At 64.2% G+C, this 18,201-nt stretch carries 15 protein-coding genes; 8 read left to right on the top strand and 7 right to left on the bottom strand.

Features of this window, described 5'->3' with window-relative positions; translation table 11 throughout:
• The first annotated feature begins 175 nt into the window (after window positions 1-175).
• Entirely contained in the window at window positions 176-2,404 is a 2,229-nt protein-coding gene (locus N551_RS0100670) for an ATP-binding protein (protein WP_027565310.1), read from the top strand.
• Window positions 2,405-2,418: 14 nt separating this feature from the next.
• On the opposite strand, the gene N551_RS0100675 is transcribed toward N551_RS0100670, so the two are convergent.
• The 4 genes from N551_RS0100675 to N551_RS0100690 form a co-directional block, all read right to left on the bottom strand.
• The gene (locus tag N551_RS0100675; protein ID WP_027565311.1) at window positions 2,419-4,029 is read right to left on the bottom strand and encodes an acyl-CoA synthetase; all 1,611 of its coding nucleotides are present in this window, start codon (window positions 4,027-4,029) and stop codon (window positions 2,419-2,421) included.
• Between the two features lie 119 nt (window positions 4,030-4,148).
• Window positions 4,149-5,285 (bottom strand): epoxide hydrolase family protein, encoded by a 1,137-nt coding sequence (locus N551_RS0100680; RefSeq protein ID WP_027565312.1) that lies wholly within the window; start codon window positions 5,283-5,285, stop codon window positions 4,149-4,151.
• Between the two features lie 222 nt (window positions 5,286-5,507).
• Window positions 5,508-5,963: a GatB/YqeY domain-containing protein gene (locus tag N551_RS0100685; RefSeq protein WP_007614677.1), complete on the bottom strand. Its 456-nt coding sequence runs from the start codon at window positions 5,961-5,963 to the stop codon at window positions 5,508-5,510.
• 33 nt (window positions 5,964-5,996) lie between these two features.
• A complete protein-coding gene (locus N551_RS0100690; RefSeq protein WP_027565313.1) occupies window positions 5,997-6,725 on the bottom strand; it encodes an alpha/beta fold hydrolase in 729 nt (242 codons plus the stop codon).
• A 146-nt stretch (window positions 6,726-6,871) separates the two neighbouring features.
• Here N551_RS0100690 and carA point away from each other — a divergent pair, with 146 nt between their 5' ends.
• Complete coding sequence (gene carA / locus N551_RS0100695; RefSeq protein ID WP_027565314.1) at window positions 6,872-8,062, top strand: glutamine-hydrolyzing carbamoyl-phosphate synthase small subunit; 1,191 nt, start codon at window positions 6,872-6,874, stop codon at window positions 8,060-8,062.
• Between the two features lie 128 nt (window positions 8,063-8,190).
• Entirely contained in the window at window positions 8,191-8,712 is a 522-nt protein-coding gene (locus N551_RS0100700) for a hypothetical protein (protein WP_027565315.1), read from the top strand.
• 123 nt (window positions 8,713-8,835) lie between these two features.
• Here N551_RS0100700 and N551_RS0100705 read toward each other — a convergent pair whose 3' ends face one another.
• Complete coding sequence (locus N551_RS0100705) at window positions 8,836-9,360, bottom strand: Dps family protein (protein ID WP_027565316.1); 525 nt, start codon at window positions 9,358-9,360, stop codon at window positions 8,836-8,838.
• Window positions 9,361-9,473: 113 nt separating this feature from the next.
• On the opposite strand from N551_RS0100705, the gene N551_RS0100710 reads away from it, so the two are divergent.
• Window positions 9,474-10,175 carry a class I SAM-dependent methyltransferase gene (locus N551_RS0100710; protein WP_027565317.1) on the top strand — a complete coding sequence of 234 codons (702 nt, stop codon included), beginning with the start codon at window positions 9,474-9,476 and terminating at the stop codon, window positions 10,173-10,175.
• A 280-nt stretch (window positions 10,176-10,455) separates the two neighbouring features.
• On the opposite strand, the gene N551_RS0100715 is transcribed toward N551_RS0100710, so the two are convergent.
• Window positions 10,456-10,827, bottom strand: coding sequence for a helix-turn-helix transcriptional regulator (locus N551_RS0100715; protein ID WP_027565318.1), 372 nt, complete (start codon window positions 10,825-10,827; stop codon window positions 10,456-10,458).
• Between the two features lie 108 nt (window positions 10,828-10,935).
• Here N551_RS0100715 and N551_RS0100720 point away from each other — a divergent pair, with 108 nt between their 5' ends.
• From N551_RS0100720 to greA, 3 genes are all read left to right on the top strand, one after another.
• Window positions 10,936-12,105, top strand: a complete 1,170-nt coding sequence (locus N551_RS0100720; RefSeq protein WP_027565319.1) for an MFS transporter — start codon at window positions 10,936-10,938, stop codon at window positions 12,103-12,105.
• Between the two features lie 144 nt (window positions 12,106-12,249).
• A complete protein-coding gene (carB, locus tag N551_RS0100725) occupies window positions 12,250-15,714 on the top strand; it encodes a carbamoyl-phosphate synthase large subunit (RefSeq protein WP_027565320.1) in 3,465 nt (1,154 codons plus the stop codon).
• Between the two features lie 212 nt (window positions 15,715-15,926).
• Entirely contained in the window at window positions 15,927-16,400 is a 474-nt protein-coding gene (gene greA, locus N551_RS0100730; RefSeq protein WP_007596674.1) for a transcription elongation factor GreA, read from the top strand.
• 89 nt (window positions 16,401-16,489) lie between these two features.
• Here greA and N551_RS0100735 read toward each other — a convergent pair whose 3' ends face one another.
• Complete coding sequence (locus N551_RS0100735; protein ID WP_007596676.1) at window positions 16,490-16,969, bottom strand: Lrp/AsnC family transcriptional regulator; 480 nt, start codon at window positions 16,967-16,969, stop codon at window positions 16,490-16,492.
• A 264-nt stretch (window positions 16,970-17,233) separates the two neighbouring features.
• Between N551_RS0100735 and trxB the strand changes: the two genes are divergently transcribed.
• Window positions 17,234-18,199, top strand: coding sequence for a thioredoxin-disulfide reductase (gene trxB / locus N551_RS0100740; protein ID WP_027565321.1), 966 nt, complete (start codon window positions 17,234-17,236; stop codon window positions 18,197-18,199).
• Window positions 18,200-18,201: the final 2 nt, after the last annotated feature.

The following is an 18,201-nucleotide window of genomic DNA, read 5'->3' on the forward strand; positions in this document are numbered from 1 at the left end:
GCCATCGCGCCGTCGGCGGCGCTCCTTTCGAGAAGCTCATCCGTGCTGCAACTAGCTCGAAATCTTTCCCCGTCGAGGACTTTTTCGGCCCGATGCCTATGGACTGAGCGGAGGGTGGTGCCGCAAATTGGGTCCTTGAACGAGCGCGCGATGACCAGATTGGACCGTCCGACCGATGAGCTTGCGTACCCGGCTACTGATACTCGTCATCGCGGCCATGCTGGTGCCGGCGAGCCTCGTCGGGCTCCGTTTCGTGCAGAACCGGAGCAGTGAAATCAACGCCGCCCTGGCCAATCTGGCGGCCTCGGCCGACGACATTGCCAGCGATCTGAGTGAGAAGATTCAAGGAACCGCGCAGCTTCACTACGGTCTGGCCCGCGCGCGCGACCTCGACACGCGCGACAAGGCGGCGTGCTCGGCGTTTCTATCGGACGTGCGCGAGGAATACCCTCAGTTCACGGGAATCCTGACCATCGACCCGGACGGCAGCCTGTTCTGCGACTCGCTGCGGACCAACCGCACCCTCGATCTGAGGGATCGCGCCTATTTCAAGCAGGCCCTGGTCTCGCGCAGCGTCGTGGTTGAGCCGGTATTCGGCCGGCTGACCGGAATATCGGTGCTCCAGATCGCATATCCGGTGCGATCGGAGGCGGGCGCGCTGAAGCTGGTGCTGCTCGCCTCGTTCAACCTGCGTAAATTCGCCGAGTATCACCACAAGCGGCTGCTCGCCGAGAAGGATGTCCTGCTCATTGACGCCAAGGGCACCGTTCTCGTCGCCCCCTCGACAGCCGGCTGGACCGCGCCCGTGGGCGCGTCGATTGCGGGATCCGACCTGCTCCGCTTCGCGACGGCTCCCGATCAAAAGGCATTTCAGGAAGTGACCGATCGCGACGGCCGCACGCAGGTCTGGGCCGTCGCCCACTCGCCTTCGATCCGTGATGCCGGCCTGTTCATCCTGGTCGGACGCTCCAAGGGCGGACTGGTCGCGGCGGCGAATCGCCGGCTCTACGAGGACATGGCGATCCTCGCGGTGGCCTTGCTGCTGCTGCTGGCCGGCGTATGGATCCTCGCAACCGTGAGCGTCGGGCGCCAGGTCGGGCGACTCGCCAACATGGCGAAGCGACTCGGGCTCGGCGATCTCAGCGCGCGAATTCCCCCGCCCCATCCGCGCGGCGAGCTGGGGGGATTGATGACCCTGCTCAATGGCACTGCCGAGTCGCTCGAGCAGCAACGCGCGGCCATCGCGGACCTCAACCAGAAGCTCAGCCAATCCCAGAAAATGGAGGCCATGGGTCAGCTCACCGGCGGCGTGGCACATGACTTCAACAACCTCCTCACCGTCATTCTCGGCAATTCGGAACACCTTGCCGACAGGCTGGCGGGGAACAAGGAGTTGCACCGGATCGCCGGCGACATCGCGACAGCCGCCGAGCGCGGCTCCGACCTGACGCGGAGCCTGCTCGCCTTCGCGCGCAAGCAGCCCCTGAGGCCGCGAGACATCGACATTAGCGAGAAGATTCAGGAGATGGAGGCGTTGTTGCGCCGGCCGCTGGGCGAGCACATCGAATGCGCTTTCGTGCTCGAACCGGATGTGGGGTTGACCAGCGTCGATCCCGGCCAGCTGACGACGGCCCTGCTCAATCTCGTGCTCAACGCGCGCGATGTCATGCACTTGGGCGGCAGGCTGACCATCGAGGCGCGCAACGTGTCGCTCGGTGAATCCGACTTGGACATCAACGCCGAACCGCGACCGGGCGACTATGTCATGGTGGCCGTGACCGACACCGGCAGCGGCATGACTGCCGAGGTGGCGAGCCGGGCGTTCGAGCCGTTCTTCACCACCAAGGAGGTCGGCAAGGGGACCGGGCTCGGCCTGAGCATGGTCCACGGGTTTGTTCGGCAGTCCGGCGGGCTGGTGCAGATGCAGTCCGCACCGAGACAAGGCAGCACCGTCAGGCTGTTCTTTCCCCGCCTGGCGGCACCGCCAAACGAGGACGCCTCACCCGCCGAAGGGATCGTCACGCGCGAAGGAAGCGAGACCATTCTCGTCGTCGAGGACGACGACATGGTTCGGACTTATGTCGAAAGCGAGCTGAAGGCGCTCGGCTACCGCGTCATCACGGCCGCAAGCGGCCCGGCGGCGCTCGACTTGTTGCGCCAGTCCGCGGACATCGACCTGCTGTTCACCGACGTCGTGATGCCCGGCGGCATGTTCGGGCCGGAGCTTGCCAGGCAAGCAATCCAGTTGCGGCCCGGGCTCAAGGTGCTCTTCACCTCCGGCTACAGCCAAAATCCGGTCAAGGCGCCCGACGGGATCGGCGATGCCCGCATCCTGACCAAGCCGTTCCGGCGGCGAGACCTCGCCGCGATGCTGCGATCCGCGCTGTCGACGCCGCAGCGGTGAGATGACGATGTGCTCTACCCGAGCGCTCGCAGCTCGCGCCGCAGCACCTTTCCGGTGGCGGTCATCGGCAGTGTCTCCGCGAACTCCACGAAGCGCGGGTATTCGTGGGCGGCGAGTTGCACCTTGACGAATTCCTGGATCTCGCGCGCGAGTGCGTCGCCGGCGGCAAAGCCCGGGCGCAGCACGATCCAGGCCTTGATCGATTCAGTGCGGATCGGATCGGGAATGCCGACCACCGCCGCCATCGCCACCGCCGGGTGCTTCATCAGCGTGTGCTCGATCTCGGAAGGACCGACGCGATAACCGGCGGTGGTGATGACGTCGTCCTCGCGGCTCACGTACCAGAAGTAACCGTCCTCGTCCTGCACGCCGAGATCGCCGGTGAGCAGGAACTCGCCAGCATATTTCTTCGCCGTCGCCTCCGGATTGCGCCAGTATTCGAGCATCGTGCAAGGACAGGGTTGGCGCACGCCGATGATGCCGCGCTGGCCACGTGGCTGCTCCTCGCCTCTGTCGTTGACGATGCGAACATCGAAACCCGGCGTCGCCTTGCCCATCGAACCGGGGCGGATCGGAAACAGATTCGCGTTGCTGCCGATCACGAGATTGCATTCGGTCTGGCCAAACACCTCGTGCGCGTCGACGCCGAAAGTCTCGCGCACCCAGCCGAGCATCTCGCCGCCGAGGGACTCGCCGCCGGTAAAGATGCTGCGCAGCTTGACTCCGGAATGCGTCACGCCGGCCTGCCGCATCAGCTTCAGCGCGGTCGGCGGCAGGAAGACATTGCGCACGCTGAGATCGGCCATCATCTGCATCGCCGCTTGCGGCTCAAATCTTCGCGCGCGGTGGCCGACCAGCGGAATGCCGTGATACCAGAACGCGAACAGGCCGTTGATGAGGCCACCGATCCAGGCCCAATCCGCCGGCGTCCACATCAGATCGCCGGGGCGCGGCAGGAAGTTGTGGCACATCTCGACATTGGGGAGATGCCCGAGCACGACGCGGTGTGCGTGCAGCGCGCCCTTCGGATTGCCCGTCGTGCCCGAGGTGTAGATGATCAGCGCGGGATCGTCAGCAGACGTGTCCACCAGCCTGAAGTCGGGCGATGCAGCCTTGACCGAATTCCAGAACGATGTCGTGCCCGCCGGCGTTCGTTCGCCAACGATGTAGACATTCTTCAGCTCCGGCAGACGGTCGCGAATCTTCGAAAGCTTCTCCCAGCCCGCCTTGTCGGTGACGATCGCCTTGGCCTCCGAGTTCGACAGACGGAATTCCAGCGCGTCTTCGCCGAACAGCGCGAACAGCGGAATGGAGATCATCGCCGAACGGAACGCGGCCATGTGCGCGATCGGCAGCTCCAGCGACTGCGACAGGAACACCGCGACGCGGTCGCCGCGGGCAAGACCATCTGCCTTCAGCACATTGGCGAAGCGGCGCGACATCTCCGCAACTTCGTCAAAGGATGTGCGCGTGATGGCGCCGTCCTCGTCGACATAGACCAACGCGAGCCGGCTGGTGCCGTCGGCGTGGCGATCGCAGCAGGCGTCCGCCAGGTTGAAGCGCGCCGGGATCTCCCAGTGGAAATTGCTGTAGAGTTCGTCGTAGGTGTTGGCTTCGGTGAGCATGGTCGTTTCCCGGCAGCGTCGTCTTGACCGGACTTGTCCCGGCCATCCACGTTCTTGTTTGACCCGAGTTTAAGGGCGTGGATGCCCGGGACAAGCCCGGGCCTGACGGAGAATGCGTCTCAGCGCACCGTCCGGAAGAACTTTCTGACCTCGCCGACATACAGCTCCGGCTGCTCGAATGCGGCGAAATGGCCTCCCTTCTCCATCTCGCTCCAATGCGTGATGTTGTGAAAGTTCGGCTCCATCCAGCGCCGCACCGGCGTGATGATCTCCTTGGGGAAGACAGCCACGCCCGTCGGCACCTTGACGACCGGCGAGGTCCGGCGCTTGCCGAAGCTTTCCCAATAGAGCCGCGCAGACGAGGTCGCCGTCTCCGTCGCCCAGTAGAGCATGACGTTGTCGAGCAACTCGTCCTTGGTGAAGATGTTTTCGGGATGACCGTTGCAATCGGTCCAGGCCCAGAATTTTTCCAAAATCCAAGCCGCCTGTCCGCTCGGCGAATCGGTCAGAGCGTAACCGAGTGTCTGCGGCCGCGTCGATTGCTGCTTCGAATAGCCGGAGTCGAGGTCGACATAATGCTTGAGGCCGGCGAGCGCGCGCTTCTCCTCCGGCGTCGGTTCGCCCTCGACTTTCGGCGCGGCGTTGAAGGCGAGCGTGACGTGGATGCCGGCGCAATGCTCGCCGTCCTGCATGCCAAGCGAGGTCGTCACCGCCGAGCCCCAGTCGCCGCCCTGCGCGCCATAACTGATATAGCCGAGCCGGTCCATCAGCTTGGCCCAGGTCGCGGCGATACGATCGACGCCCCAGCCGGTGGTGTTCGGCTTGCTGGAGAACCCAAAGCCCGGCAGCGACGGACAGACGACGTGGAAAGCATCGGCGGGATTGCCGCCATGCGCGACAGGATCGACCAGCGGCGCGATCACCTTCTGGAATTCGACGATCGAGCCGGGCCAGCCATGGGTGATGATCAGCGGCAGCGCCGACGGCTCCTTCGAGCGCGCATGCAGGAAGTGGATGTCGAGCCCGTCGATCTCGGTGGTGAACTGCTCGAAGCGGTTGAGTTTTGCCTCGCGCGCGCGCCAGTCATAGCCATCAGCCCAATAGGCGCAGATCTCCTGGATCCATTTCAGCGGCGCACCCTGGCTCCAGTCGTCGACCAGCTCCGCCTCCGGCCAGCGCGTGCGGGCGAGGCGCGACTTGAGGTCGGTGAGAATGTCGTCGCTGATGGCGATGCGAAACGGCTTGATGGCAGTCATCGGTTGCTCCCGATTTGTCTATCGGGAGAGAGTAGACCGAACGGGCGCCGCATCAAAGGTGCACCCTTCTCCCCTTGTGGGAGAAGGTGGCGCGAAGCGCCGGATGAGGGGTTTCTGTCGGCAAATTCTTCTCGTGAGAATGGCACACGCGGAGCGAGACCCCTCACCTGTTTCGCCGCTACGCGGCGATCCACCCTCTCCCACAAGGGGAGAGGGCAAGAACTAGCCCGTCAGAGCAGCCTTCACCAAACCGGACGCCTTGCCGAAATCCATCTGGCCCGCGTACTTCGTCTTCAGCACGGCGATCACCTTGCCCATGTCCTTCATGCCGGCGGCGCCGGTCTCGGCGATGGCATCCGAGATCGCCTTCTTGACGTCGTCGTCCGACATCTGCTTCGGCAGATACGCCGAGATCACCGCGATCTCCTCGCGCTCCTGCGCCGCGAGCTCGGCACGGCCGCCCTTCTCGTAGAGCTCGACCGATTCCTGGCGCTGCTTGATCATCTTCTGAAACACGCCGAGCAGGTCCGCGTCCGAGAGCGGCGGCTTGCCGCTGCCGCGCGCCTCGATGTCGGCGTTCTTGATGGTCGAATTGACCATGCGCAGCGTGGACAGCTTGCGCTCTTCCTTGGCCTTCATGGCCTCCTTGACCGCATTGTTGATGTCGTCGCGCAGCATGATCGTGCTCCCCTAGCATATCCGAGGCCTGATCTAGGCCGTTCGCGGCCCTGAGACAACCGGGGGGCCCAGCCATTCGACCAGCGCGCGCACCGTCGCCGCGGGCTGCTCCGGCTGCGGCAGGTGTCCGCAATCCTCCAAAACGACGAGCCTTGCACCGGCAATGCCCTCCGCCATCTCCTTCGAGAGTGCGTTGGGAATCGTGTTGTCCGCATCGCCCGTCAGCACCAATGTCGGGCATTTGATCGTCGCAAGCGTCGGCCGTGAATCCACCCGCGCGATGATCGCGGTCTGCTGTCGCAGATAGCCTTCGACGCCGACGTCCTCGCCCTGCTCATGCACGAGCTGGCGAATACCGGCATCGTCGCGGCGCGACGGATGCACCAGTTCGGGAAACATCTCCTCGCGCGCGGCACGCAGCTCGCCGCGCCTGGCCCGCTCCATCAGGCCACGGCGGCGCGCGGTCGCCTCCTCCGTGTCGGGCCGCGCCTGAGTGTTGATCAATGCCAGCCTGGCCACCCGCTCGGGCGCCTGGCGCATGATCTCGAGGGCGATGTAGCCGCCCATGGAATGACCGGCGAGCGCGAAGCGCGGCGGCGCCTCGCTCAGCACACGCCGGGCGATCGCCGCCATGCTGTCGTCGCGAATATGGTTGGCGACCATCACCGGGCCGAACCGCCAGAGCGACGGGATGACCGGCGCATAAATCCGGGCCGAGGAAGCTAATCCCGGAACCAGCAGAATCGGCATCGTCTGGTCCATTATTGCCTCCCAAGCCCTCGAATTTGCCGGAAATTGTGCCGCGGAGCTTAGGGGCCCAAGGCGACCTGTCAAATATGCAAAAACGCATGTGAATCGGCGCATCTCCGCTTTGACGTCGGCGCCCGCGGGGACTATGAACCGGGCTCATGACACAACATGATAACGATCACGCTTGGCCGGACCACAAACCGACCGCGCTGTTGGTGCTTGCCGATGGCACGGTGCTGGAAGGCTTTGGCCTCGGCGCCGAAGGCCAAGCCGTCGGCGAGGTCTGCTTCAACACCGCGATGACCGGCTACGAGGAGATCCTCACCGATCCCTCCTATGCCGGCCAGCTCATCACCTTCACGTTCCCGCATATCGGCAATGTCGGCACCAATGACGACGACATCGAGACGGTGAACATGGCCGCGACGCCCGGCGCGCGCGGCGTGATCCTGCGCACCGCGATCACCGATCCCTCGAACTACCGCGCCACCAAGCACCTCGACCAGTGGCTGAAGGCCCGCGGCATCATCGGCCTGTCCGGCATCGACACCCGCGCGCTGACCGCGCTGATCCGCAACAAGGGCATGCCCAACGCCGTGATCGCACACGCCAGGGATGGCGAGTTCGACCTGCACGGCCTGAAGGAAGAAGCGCGCGAATGGCCCGGCCTCGAGGGCATGGACCTCGTGCCGATGGTCACCTCCGGCCAGCGTTTCACATGGGACGAAACGCCCTGGCTCTGGGACAAGGGCTTTGGCCGTCAGGACAAGCCTGAGTTCAACGTGGTCGCCATCGATTACGGCATCAAGCGCAACATTCTGCGCCTGCTCGCCGGCGTCGGCTGCAAGGTCACGGTGGTGCCGGCAACGACGTCATCCGAGGACATCCTGGCGATGAAACCGGACGGCGTGTTCCTGTCGAACGGTCCCGGCGATCCGGCCGCGACCGGCAAATATGCCGTGCCCGTGATCCAGGACGTGATCAAGTCGGGCACGCCGACATTCGGAATTTGTCTCGGCCATCAGATGCTCGGCCTCGCCGTCGGCGCCAAGACCAAGAAGATGCACCAGGGCCATCACGGCGCCAATCATCCCGTGAAGGACGAGACCACCGGCAAGGTCGAGATCACTTCGATGAACCACGGCTTTGCCGTGGACGAGAGCACCCTGCCGACCGGCGCGACGCAGACCCACATCTCGCTGTTCGACGGCTCCAATTGCGGCATCCAGCTCGACGGCAAGCCGGTGTTCTCGGTGCAGTACCACCCCGAGGCCTCGCCGGGTCCGCGCGACTCGCACTATCTGTTCCAGCGTTTTGCGGATCTGATGCGGCAGAACAAGAGCGCGTAAGGCGCGCGCGCTCTTTCGCAATTAACGTCATGACAAAGAGCCCGGGCCTGGTCCCGGGCTTTTTTCGTGAAAGGAACGCCGCTTAGCTCCCTTCGTTGATCCCTGCTACGCTCACGCAGGAGCCCCTTATGTCCGTCGTCCGCGACAATGCCGAGCCGCTCGCCATCGTGTTTGAGGATGACGGGCTCGTGCCGAACAATATCCTCCCCTTCCTGGTCTACCAGGCCGCGGTGACGCTCGATTCCAGACAACCGGAAGAGACGATCGAACGCTTGTTCGAAGCGAACGGCTGGGGCGGCACGTGGCGCAATGGCGTCTTCGATTATCTGCATTATCACGCGACGGTGCACGAGGTGCTCGGCGTTGCGCGTGGCAGCGCGCGCGTCCGCTTCGGCGGCGACCATGGCCAGGAGCTGGAGATCAAGGCCGGCGACGTCGCGATCCTGCCCGCCGGCACAGGTCACCAGCGCATCAAGGCGAGCGAGGATTTCTGCGTGATCGGCGCTTATCCGCCGGGTGCGAAGATGGAGATCACCCGCGCAACGCCGGAGAACCACGCGAAAGCGCTGAAGACGATTCCAAACGTCGCGCTGCCGCCGGCCGATCCGGTGACGGGGAAGGATGGGGCGTTGATGCGGTTGTGGCGGTAGCTACAAAGACGGTGCAGTAGGGTGGGCAAAGCGAAGCGTGCCCACCAAACAGTTTGAACTGCGGATAGATGGTGGGCACGGCGCGCGAAGAGCGCGCCTTTGCCCACCCTACGACAGCGTCACCTACGCCTCGTTCGCACCTTCCTGTCTTGTGGCTTCGAACAGGAACCAGGTGCGGCGTTCGGTCTCGTCGATGAAGTTTTCGAGGATGCTGGCGCTGGCGACGTCACCGGCGTCGTCGCAGACCTCGTGTGCCTTGCGCATTGCCGCGGCGACATGCTTGTTGTCCTGCATCAGCTCGCGCAACATCTCGCGCGGCGGGACATAGTCTTCGTTATTGTCCTTGATGGTCTGGAGCTTGGCGATCTGCCCGATCGACTTCAGCGTGACGCCGCCGATCTTGCGGACGCGCTCGGCGAGCTGGTCGGTGGTGGCGAAGATCTGGTCGGACTGCTCGTCAAGCAGCAGATGATAATCGCGGAAATGCCGGCCGCTGATGTGCCAGTGGAAATTCTTGGTCTTCAGATACAGCGCGAACGCGTCTGCCAGAAGCACGTTGAGCGCCTCCGAAACCTTGTTGACCGCCTGGGACGACAGATCGGTGGGTGTATCGAGGTCGGGCGAGACCTTTTGTGGGGCTTTGCTCACGGGAAACCTTCCTGTTAGGACGCAGACATTGACGGCGCGCCGCCGCACCCCTAACGCAGGCGGGCAGCGCCGGTTCCTTCAGCGGAACCGTTTGGCCGGGGCCCTCGAATACCATGGACGATTGGATCGATTACTACGACTCGACGCACACGATCTATGTCAGCAAGCTGCATCGCGACTTGCACTTCCAGATCATCGCGCGGGACATCATCGGTTACATTTCTTCGCCCGAGGCGGCCGTGCTCGACTATGCCTGCGGCGAGGCGCTGTCGGCGAGCCAGGTCGCGGCTGTCTGCGGCAAGCTGATTTTGGCCGAGCCCGCGCCCGGCGTGCGCGGCCGGCTGATCGCGCGGTTTGCCCCGAACACGAAAATCCGCGTCCGCTCGCTCGACGACGTTCACAACATGCAGGAGCAGTCGATCGATCTCGTCGTGATGAACTCGGTCGCGCAATACATGGCGCCGGACGAGCTCGACGCCGCGCTCCTCAACTTCCGCCGCATCCTGAAGCCCTCCGGCAAGCTGGTGCTCGGCGACATCCTCCAGCCCAATGTCGGCATGTTCAGGGACGTCACAGCGCTACTCAGCTTCGGCCTTCGTCACGGCTTTCTGAAAGATGCGCTGATCGGGCTGATCAGCACCGCATTGTCGGATTACCGTCAGCTGCGCACGCGCATCGGGCTGCAGCGCTACAGTGAGGAGGAGATCACCGCCAAGCTCAAGACAGCCGGCTTCACGGTCCAGCGCGCTCACCGCAATATCGGCCACAATAGCTGGCGCATGACGTTCGTCGCGCGGCCGCCATTAGTTCGGTAAACCTCTCGGATTCGGTAAGCTTCCTGAGTTCGTTAAGCATAACGTCTGCCTGAGGTGGCTTGTCGCACCCCGATCAGTAATGATCGCCGCGGCCCGGTGGCGGAAGTGTCTACGCGAGGGCGATGCATCGCTCTTTATCCTGGTTCAAATCCAGGCCGGGTCTCCACGCTTCGCCCCTGCGGGGCTACGCGTGGCGCAGCCACGCGAGACCCGAAGGGGCGAAGCGTGTCCGGCGTAGCTGGAGCGAAGCGCAAGCGAAGACGGACTGGCCGCCCAATCCTCAATCAGCCTCAACCAGATCGTGCTCCGACAGCAGCCGCAGCCGGTCGGCATCCTTTGCCGCGGACGTGATGACTGCATCGAGCAGGCCCGGAAAGCGTGCGTCCAGATCCGCGCGGCGCAGCCGCACGAACCGGTTGGTGCCGGCGACGCGGGTCTGCATCAGGCCGCATTCGCGTAGCTTGGCGAAGTGATAGGCAAGATTCGACTTGCCGCTGAGCGCGTTGAAGTCGCCGCAGCACAGCTCGCTGCTGACAGGTTCCTGCTGGGCGAGCTGGTACACAATCGCCAATCTGATCGGATCGCTCAGGCAATCCAGGACCATCGGCAGTTCGATCTGCTCGCGGGTGGGGTGAGGAGGCGTGCGGCTCATGGTCTGAGATCATAGCGAAATGGCCTCAATGTTCAATAGTTCTTGAACCAATTGACTCCCGACTCGGTCCCACCCATAGTTCAATAAACGTTGAACAGGATTTTCCTGATGAGCGTATTCTGGCTGGCCTTGGCGGCCTTTGCGATCGGCACGGAAGGCTTTGTCATTGCTGGGCTTTTGCCGTCTATCGCAACCGACCTGGCGATTTCCGTCCCCGCCGCCGGCCAGTTGGTCACGGCCTATGCCCTCACCTACGCGGTCGGCTCGCCGATCCTGGCGGTGACGCTGAACAATATCGACCGCCGCACCGTGCTAGCCTTGGCGCTATCGACTTTCATTGCCGGAAACCTCGCGGCCATGGTGGCGTCGAATTACGCCCTGTTGCTGGCCTCGCGCATGCTGATGGCGCTGGGCTCCGGGCTGTGCATGCCGACCGCGCTGGCCGTATCCGTGGCCGTCGCCGCGCCGGAGCGGCGCGGCCGCGCGGTGGCACTCGTCACCTCGGGCCTCACGGTTGCGACCGTTATCGGCGTTCCGCTCGGCAATCTCGTCGGCAGCCTGCTCGGCTGGCGCGCGACCTTTGCCATGGTCGCCCTGATCGGCGCCGTTGCGCTCGCCGGCCTCCTGCTCGGCCTGCCCCGCGGCCTGCCGCGCAACACAGCCTCGCTCAGCGATCGGCTGGCGGTGGCGCGTCACCGCGATGTCCTGGTCGCGCTTCTGATCACGATTTTATGGGCGCTCGGCGGCTTCACCGTGTTTACCTATTTCGCGGTCCCGCTGCACGGCCTTGGATTCGACGCCTCGCAGATCAGCCTCGCGCTGCTGGTGTTCGGCGGCGCGGCCGCGATCGGCAACATGCTCGGCGGCGTCCTGGCCGACCGGCTCGGCACGCTCGCCACAGCAGGTCTCGGGCTTGCCGGCATGGCCAGCGCGCTGATCCTGCATTCGCTGGTCCTGAAGCTGATGCCGGGACAGGCGCATTATGCGGTGCTGGGCGCGATCTTCCTCTGGGGCATCTCGGGATGGGCGTTCTACCCGGCCCAGGTCGCCAGCATCATCCGGATCGAGCCGCAGGCCTCGATGATCGCGCTCTCGCTCAACGCCTCGGCCATGTATCTCGGCTTTGCGATCGGCGGAGCCTTGGGCGGCGCCGTGCTTGCGGCGTGGAGCCCGGCGGATCTGGGCTGGGTCGGCGGATTGAGCGTTTCGGCGGCTCTTCTGGTCCATCTCGCCCGCGGCTGGCAGGCCCGGCCAAAACCCGTCAAAATTGCCGGTTGATGGGCGTTTTTCGGGGTTTCGCCGCCCTGAAAACTGGTCTAAGACCCACCCCGCGCGCGAGGGGGACCAACGCGCTCTCGGCCAAAGGGACGCGCAGCAGGCGCGCCCTTTTTTTGTGCCCAAATTCCACTTCGGCGAGAGTTGATGCCCAAACGTACAGACATCACCACCATCCTGATCATCGGCGCCGGTCCCATCGTGATCGGCCAGGCCTGCGAGTTCGACTATTCGGGCACCCAGGCGGTGAAGACGCTGAAGGAAGAGGGCTATCGCATCGTCCTCGTCAATTCCAATCCGGCCACCATCATGACCGACCCGGAATTGGCCGATGCGACCTATATCGAGCCGATCACGCCCGAGATCGTCGCGAAAATCATCGAGAAAGAACGTCACGTCATTCCCGGCGGCTTCGCGCTGCTGCCGACCATGGGCGGACAGACCGCGCTGAACTGCGCGCTGTCGCTGCGCCAGCAAGGCACGCTCGACAAGTTCGACGTCGAAATGATCGGCGCCACCGCGGACGCGATCGACAAGGCCGAGGACCGCCAGCTGTTCCGCGAGGCCATGACCAAGATCGGGCTCGAGACGCCGAAGTCGCGGCTCGCCAACGCCTCCGCCCTGAAGAAGTCCTTCCGCGACAAGTACCAGGCCGATCGCGCAAAGGCATCGGGCGCTGCGCTCGAAGAACTCGAGCGGCAGTGGACGCTCGGCGAGAGCGACCGTCGCAAGCGCTATCAGGAATATGCGCTCGGCCAAGCGCTGATGGCGCTATCCGAGATCGGCCTGCCCGCGATCATCCGCCCCTCCTTCACCATGGGCGGCACCGGCGGCGGCATCGCCTACAACAAGGAAGAGTTCCTCGACATCATCGAGCGCGGCCTGGATGCGTCTCCCACCAACGAAGTGCTGATCGAAGAATCCGTGCTCGGCTGGAAAGAGTACGAGATGGAGGTGGTGCGCGACAAGAAAGACAATTGCATCATCGTCTGCTCGATCGAGAACCTCGATCCGATGGGCGTGCACACCGGCGATTCCATCACGGTGGCGCCGGCGCTGACGCTGACCGACAAGGAATACCAGATCATGCGCGACGCCTCGCTGGCGGTGCTGCGCGAGATCGGCGTCGAGACCGGCGGCTCCAACGTGCAGTTCGGCGTCAATCCCGAAGACGGCCGCATGGTCGTCATCGAGATGAATCCGCGTGTGTCGCGTTCCTCCGCCCTGGCTTCGAAAGCCACCGGCTTTCCGATCGCAAAGGTCGCCGCCAAGCTTGCGGTCGGCTACACGCTCGACGAAATCGCCAACGACATCACCGGCGGCGCCACGCCAGCCTCGTTCGAGCCGACGATCGACTACGTCGTCACCAAGGTGCCGCGTTTCGCGTTCGAGAAATTCCCCGGCGCCTCCACCACGCTGACCACGTCGATGAAGTCGGTCGGCGAAGTCATGGCGATCGGCCGCACCTTCCAGGAAAGCCTTCAGAAGGCATTGCGCGGGCTCGAGACCGGCCTCACCGGACTCGACGAGATCGAGATCGAAGGTCTCGGCCGCGACGACGACAAGAATGCGATCCGCGCCGCGCTCGGCACGCCGACGCCGAACCGACTGCTCCAGGTCGCGCAGGCGATGCGGCTCGGCTGGTCGGACGAGGAGATCTTCAATTCCTGCAAGATCGATCCGTGGTTCCTCGGTGAGATGCGCGGCATCGTCGATATGGAAGCGAAGGTCCGCAAGAACGGCCTGCCGGGCAACGCCTTCGGCATGCGCACGCTCAAGGCCATGGGCTTCTCCGATGCCCGGCTTGCGGTGATCGCGGAGACGACGGAGGCGGAGGTCACGGCGAAGCGCCACGCGCTCGGCGTTCGCCCCGTCTACAAGCGCATCGACACCTGCGCGGCCGAGTTCGCTTCGCCCACGGCCTACATGTACTCGACCTATGAGGCGCCGTTCGCGGGCGCGCCTGCGGACGAGAGCTCGCCGTCCGACAAGAAGAAGGTCATCATCCTCGGCGGCGGCCCGAACCGAATCGGCCAAGGCATTGAATTCGACTATTGCTGCTGTCACGCCTGCTTCGCGCTGCACGACGCCGGCTACGAATCCATCATGGTCAACTGCAACCCGGAGACGGTGTCGACCGACTACGACACTGCGGACCGGCTCTATTTCGAGCCGCTCACCGCCGAGGACGTGCTGGAGATCATCGCAAAGGAACGCACGAACGGCACGCTGCATGGCGTAATCGTGCAGTTCGGCGGCCAGACCCCGCTCAAGCTCGCGCGCGCGCTGGAAGCCGCCGAAGTGCCGATCCTCGGCACCTCGCCCGACGCCATCGACCTTGCGGAAGACCGCGACCGCTTCAAGCGGGTGCTCGACAAGCTGCGGCTGAAGCAGCCGAAGAACGGCATCGCGTATTCGGTCGAGCAAGCGCGCCTGGTCGCAACCGATCTCGGCCTGCCGCTGGTGGTGCGCCCGTCCTACGTGCTCGGCGGCCGCGCGATGCAAATCATCCGCGAGGAGAACCAGCTCAGCGATTACCTGCTCGGCACGCTGCCGGAGCTGGTGCCGGGAGACGTCAAGGCGCGCTACCCGAACGACAAGACCGGCCAGATCAACACCGTGCTCGGCAAGAACCCGCTGCTGTTCGACCGCTATTTGTCCGATGCGACCGAGATCGACGTCGACTGCCTCTGCGACGGCAAGGACACCTTCATCGTCGGCATCATGGAGCACATCGAGGAAGCTGGCATCCATTCCGGCGACAGCGCCTGCTCGTTGCCCCCGCACTCGCTGGACGACAAGATGATCGAGGAGCTGGAGCGGCAGACCCGCGAGCTGGCGCTCGGCCTCGACGTCGTCGGCCTCATGAATGTGCAATACGCCATCAAGGACGGCGAGATCTACGTGCTCGAAGTCAATCCGCGCGCCTCGCGCACCGTGCCCTTTGTCGCCAAGGTGGTCGGTACGCCGGTCGCGAAGATCGCGGCGCGTATCATGGCCGGCGAGAAGCTTGCCGATTTCAAGCTGAAGAAGGCGAAATTCGACCATGTCGGCGTGAAGGAATCGGTGTTTCCGTTCGCCCGCTTCCCCGGCGTCGATACCGTGCTCGGCCCCGAGATGCGCTCGACCGGCGAGGTCATGGGCATCGATCGCTCCTTCGCGGTGGCGTTCGCCAAGAGCCAGCTCGGCGGCGGCACACGAGTGCCGCGCAAGGGTACGGTGTTCGTCTCGGTTCGCGAGAGCGACAAGACGCGCATCACCGAGGCCGTTCGCGAGCTGCATTCGCTCGGCTTCAAGGTGCTGGCGACATCGGGCACGGCCCGCTTCCTGACCGACCAGGGCATCCCGACCGAGAAGGTGAACAAGGTGCTGGAGGGCCGGCCGCACATCGTCGACGCCATCACCAATGGCGAGGTCCAGCTCGTCTTCAACACCACCGAAGGCCCGCAGGCGCTCGCCGACAGCCGTTCTCTGCGGCGCGCGGCCCTCTTGCATAAAGTGCCGTATTACACCACTCTTTCCGGGGCCGTGGCGGCCGCGCAGGGCATCCACGCCTATCTGGGCGGGGACCTTGAGGTTCGGACCCTGCAGAGCTACTTTTCGGAAACCTGATCGCGAGCGGGAGGCCCAACCTTCCGCTAAGTGATTGGCGATGAAGCCACTATGGCCGGAGGAACTGTCCGGCCATATGGTTGTTCTGTTCCGGCGCCAAGCCCATATGAACGTTCGGCGGCACGCGCGTTGAGCCCCCGGACAGACTGACGAATCAAGTTGCGTGCGCGTTGACATGTCAGGGCGCGCGCGACCGAAGGACGAGAGAAGAGATGGAAAAGGTACCGATGACTGCGGGCGGCTTTGCCGCGCTCGGGGAAGAACTGAAGAAGCGCCAGTCGGAGGACCGTCCGCGGATCATCGAGCATATCGCCGAGGCGCGCTCGCACGGAGACCTGTCGGAGAACGCGGAATACCACGCCGCGAAGGAAGAGCAGTCCCACAATGAAGGCCGCATCGCCGAGCTCGAGGACAAGCTCGCGCGCGCCGACATCATCGACATCTCGAAGCTGTCCGGCGACACCATCAAGTTCGGCGCGACCGTGACACTGGTCGACGAGGACACCGAAAAGAAGACGGTGTGGCAGATCGTCGGCGAGGTCGAGGCCGACGCCAAGAAGGGCCGCATCTCCATCACCTCGCCGCTCGCGCGCGCGCTGATCGGCAAGAAGAAGGGTTCAACCGTCGAGGTCAACGCACCCGGCGGCGCCAAGGCTTATGAGATTACCAAGGTGGAGTGGCGGTAACGATTTGCCGTTGCGTGTGATTTGAAAAAGGCCGCGCACTGCGCGGCCTTTTCTGTATCTGCGTGTTGCTCGCAATGACGGAGGAGACGCTACCTTCGTCCCCTCACGTCGAGCGGCACGGCCGCCTCGTATTTCGAATTGTGCAGCACCAGCGAGGTCCGCACGTTGCGGACGTGCGGGGCGGCGGTCAAATGGGTGACGAAATCCTGGAAGGTGGCCATGTCGGGTGCGACGCATTTCAGGATGAAATCGACTTCGCCCGACAGCATCCAGCACTCGCGCACCAGCGGCTCGGCGCGGACGAACTCCTCGAAGGCGCGCAAATCCGCCTCGGCCTGGCTGGAGAGGTGCACTGCGGCAAACACCGTGACGTCGAAGCCGAGCTTGCGCGCGTCCAAGAGCCCGCGATAGCCATGGATATACCCCTCCTCCTCCAGCGCCCGGACTCGGCGCAGGCAGGGCGGTGGCGAAATGCCGACGCGCTTGGCCAGCTCGACATTCGTGATTCGACCGTCGGCCTGAATCTCGGTGAGAATTTTCAGGTCGATCTCGTCTAGGTTCCGCGACACGTGATTGGAACTCCTGCCTTTGCGGCGGTATTGATGGCTCTGTCGCAATCCTCATAGCGCAGACCACGCACTCGGCGCAATTTTATTGCGCGTGCAGCGCAATCGACTTTTGTTCCCTGTTGGAAAAATCCGCCGACAGGGAATGCAATTCTTGCATAGCTCACCAGAAGGCTTAGATTACCTCTGATATTTCAGCGCCTCCGCGAGGCCTCCCGGCACGTTCCGCGCCCGCGCTGCAGTCCCCCGTGAAAGGCATCTGTCGAAATGTCCGCCGCTGTCCATGCAAAGGTCATCATCATCGGCTCCGGCCCCGCCGGCTACACGGCGGCGATCTACGCCGCGCGCGCGATGCTGGAGCCGATCCTGATCCAGGGCATCCAGGCGGGCGGCCAGCTCACCATCACCACCGACGTCGAGAACTATCCGGGCTTCGCCGACGTGATCCAAGGCCCCTGGTTGATGGAGCAGATGGAGAAGCAGGCGCTGCATGTGGGCACCCAGATCAAGACCGATCTGGTGACCAAGCTCGACACCTCCCAACGCCCCTTTCGCCTGACCTGCGATAGCGGTGATGTCTATCTCGCCGACACCGTCATTCTCGCCACCGGCGCCCAGGCGCGCTGGCTCGGGCTGCCGTCCGAAGCGAAATTCCAGGGCGGCGGCGTGTCGGCCTGTGCCACCTGTGACGGCTTCTTCTACCGCAACAAGCAAGTCGTGGTGGTCGGCGGCGGCAATACCGCGGTCGAGGAAGCGCTTTACCTCACCAACCACGCCTCGCAGGTCACCATCGTGCATCGTCGCGATCACTTCCGCGCCGAACGCATCCTGCAGGAGCGCCTGTTCAAGCACCCGAAGATCAAGGTGATCTGGGACTCAGCCGTCGACGAGATCTGCGGTACCGAGAACCCGAACAAGGTTACCCATGTGCGACTGAAGAACGTCAAGACCGGCGCCTTGACCGATGTGCCGACCGACGGCGTCTTCGTCGCCATCGGGCATGCCCCGGCGACCGAGCTCGTAGCCGGACAGATCAAGCTGAAACCGTCGGGCTATGTCGAGGTCGCCCCGAACTCGACCGCCACCTCGGTGCCCGGACTGTTCGCCGCCGGCGACGTCGCCGACGAAACTTATCGTCAAGCGGTGACGGCGGCCGGCCTCGGCTGCATGGCAGCGCTCGAGGCGGAACGATTTTTGGCCCTGCGCGCCAGCGAGCGCGCGGCAGCGGAATAGAC

Origin of the sequence: Bradyrhizobium sp. URHA0013 (assembly GCF_000518345.1) — a bacterium.
Classification (GTDB): domain Bacteria; phylum Pseudomonadota; class Alphaproteobacteria; order Rhizobiales; family Xanthobacteraceae; genus Bradyrhizobium.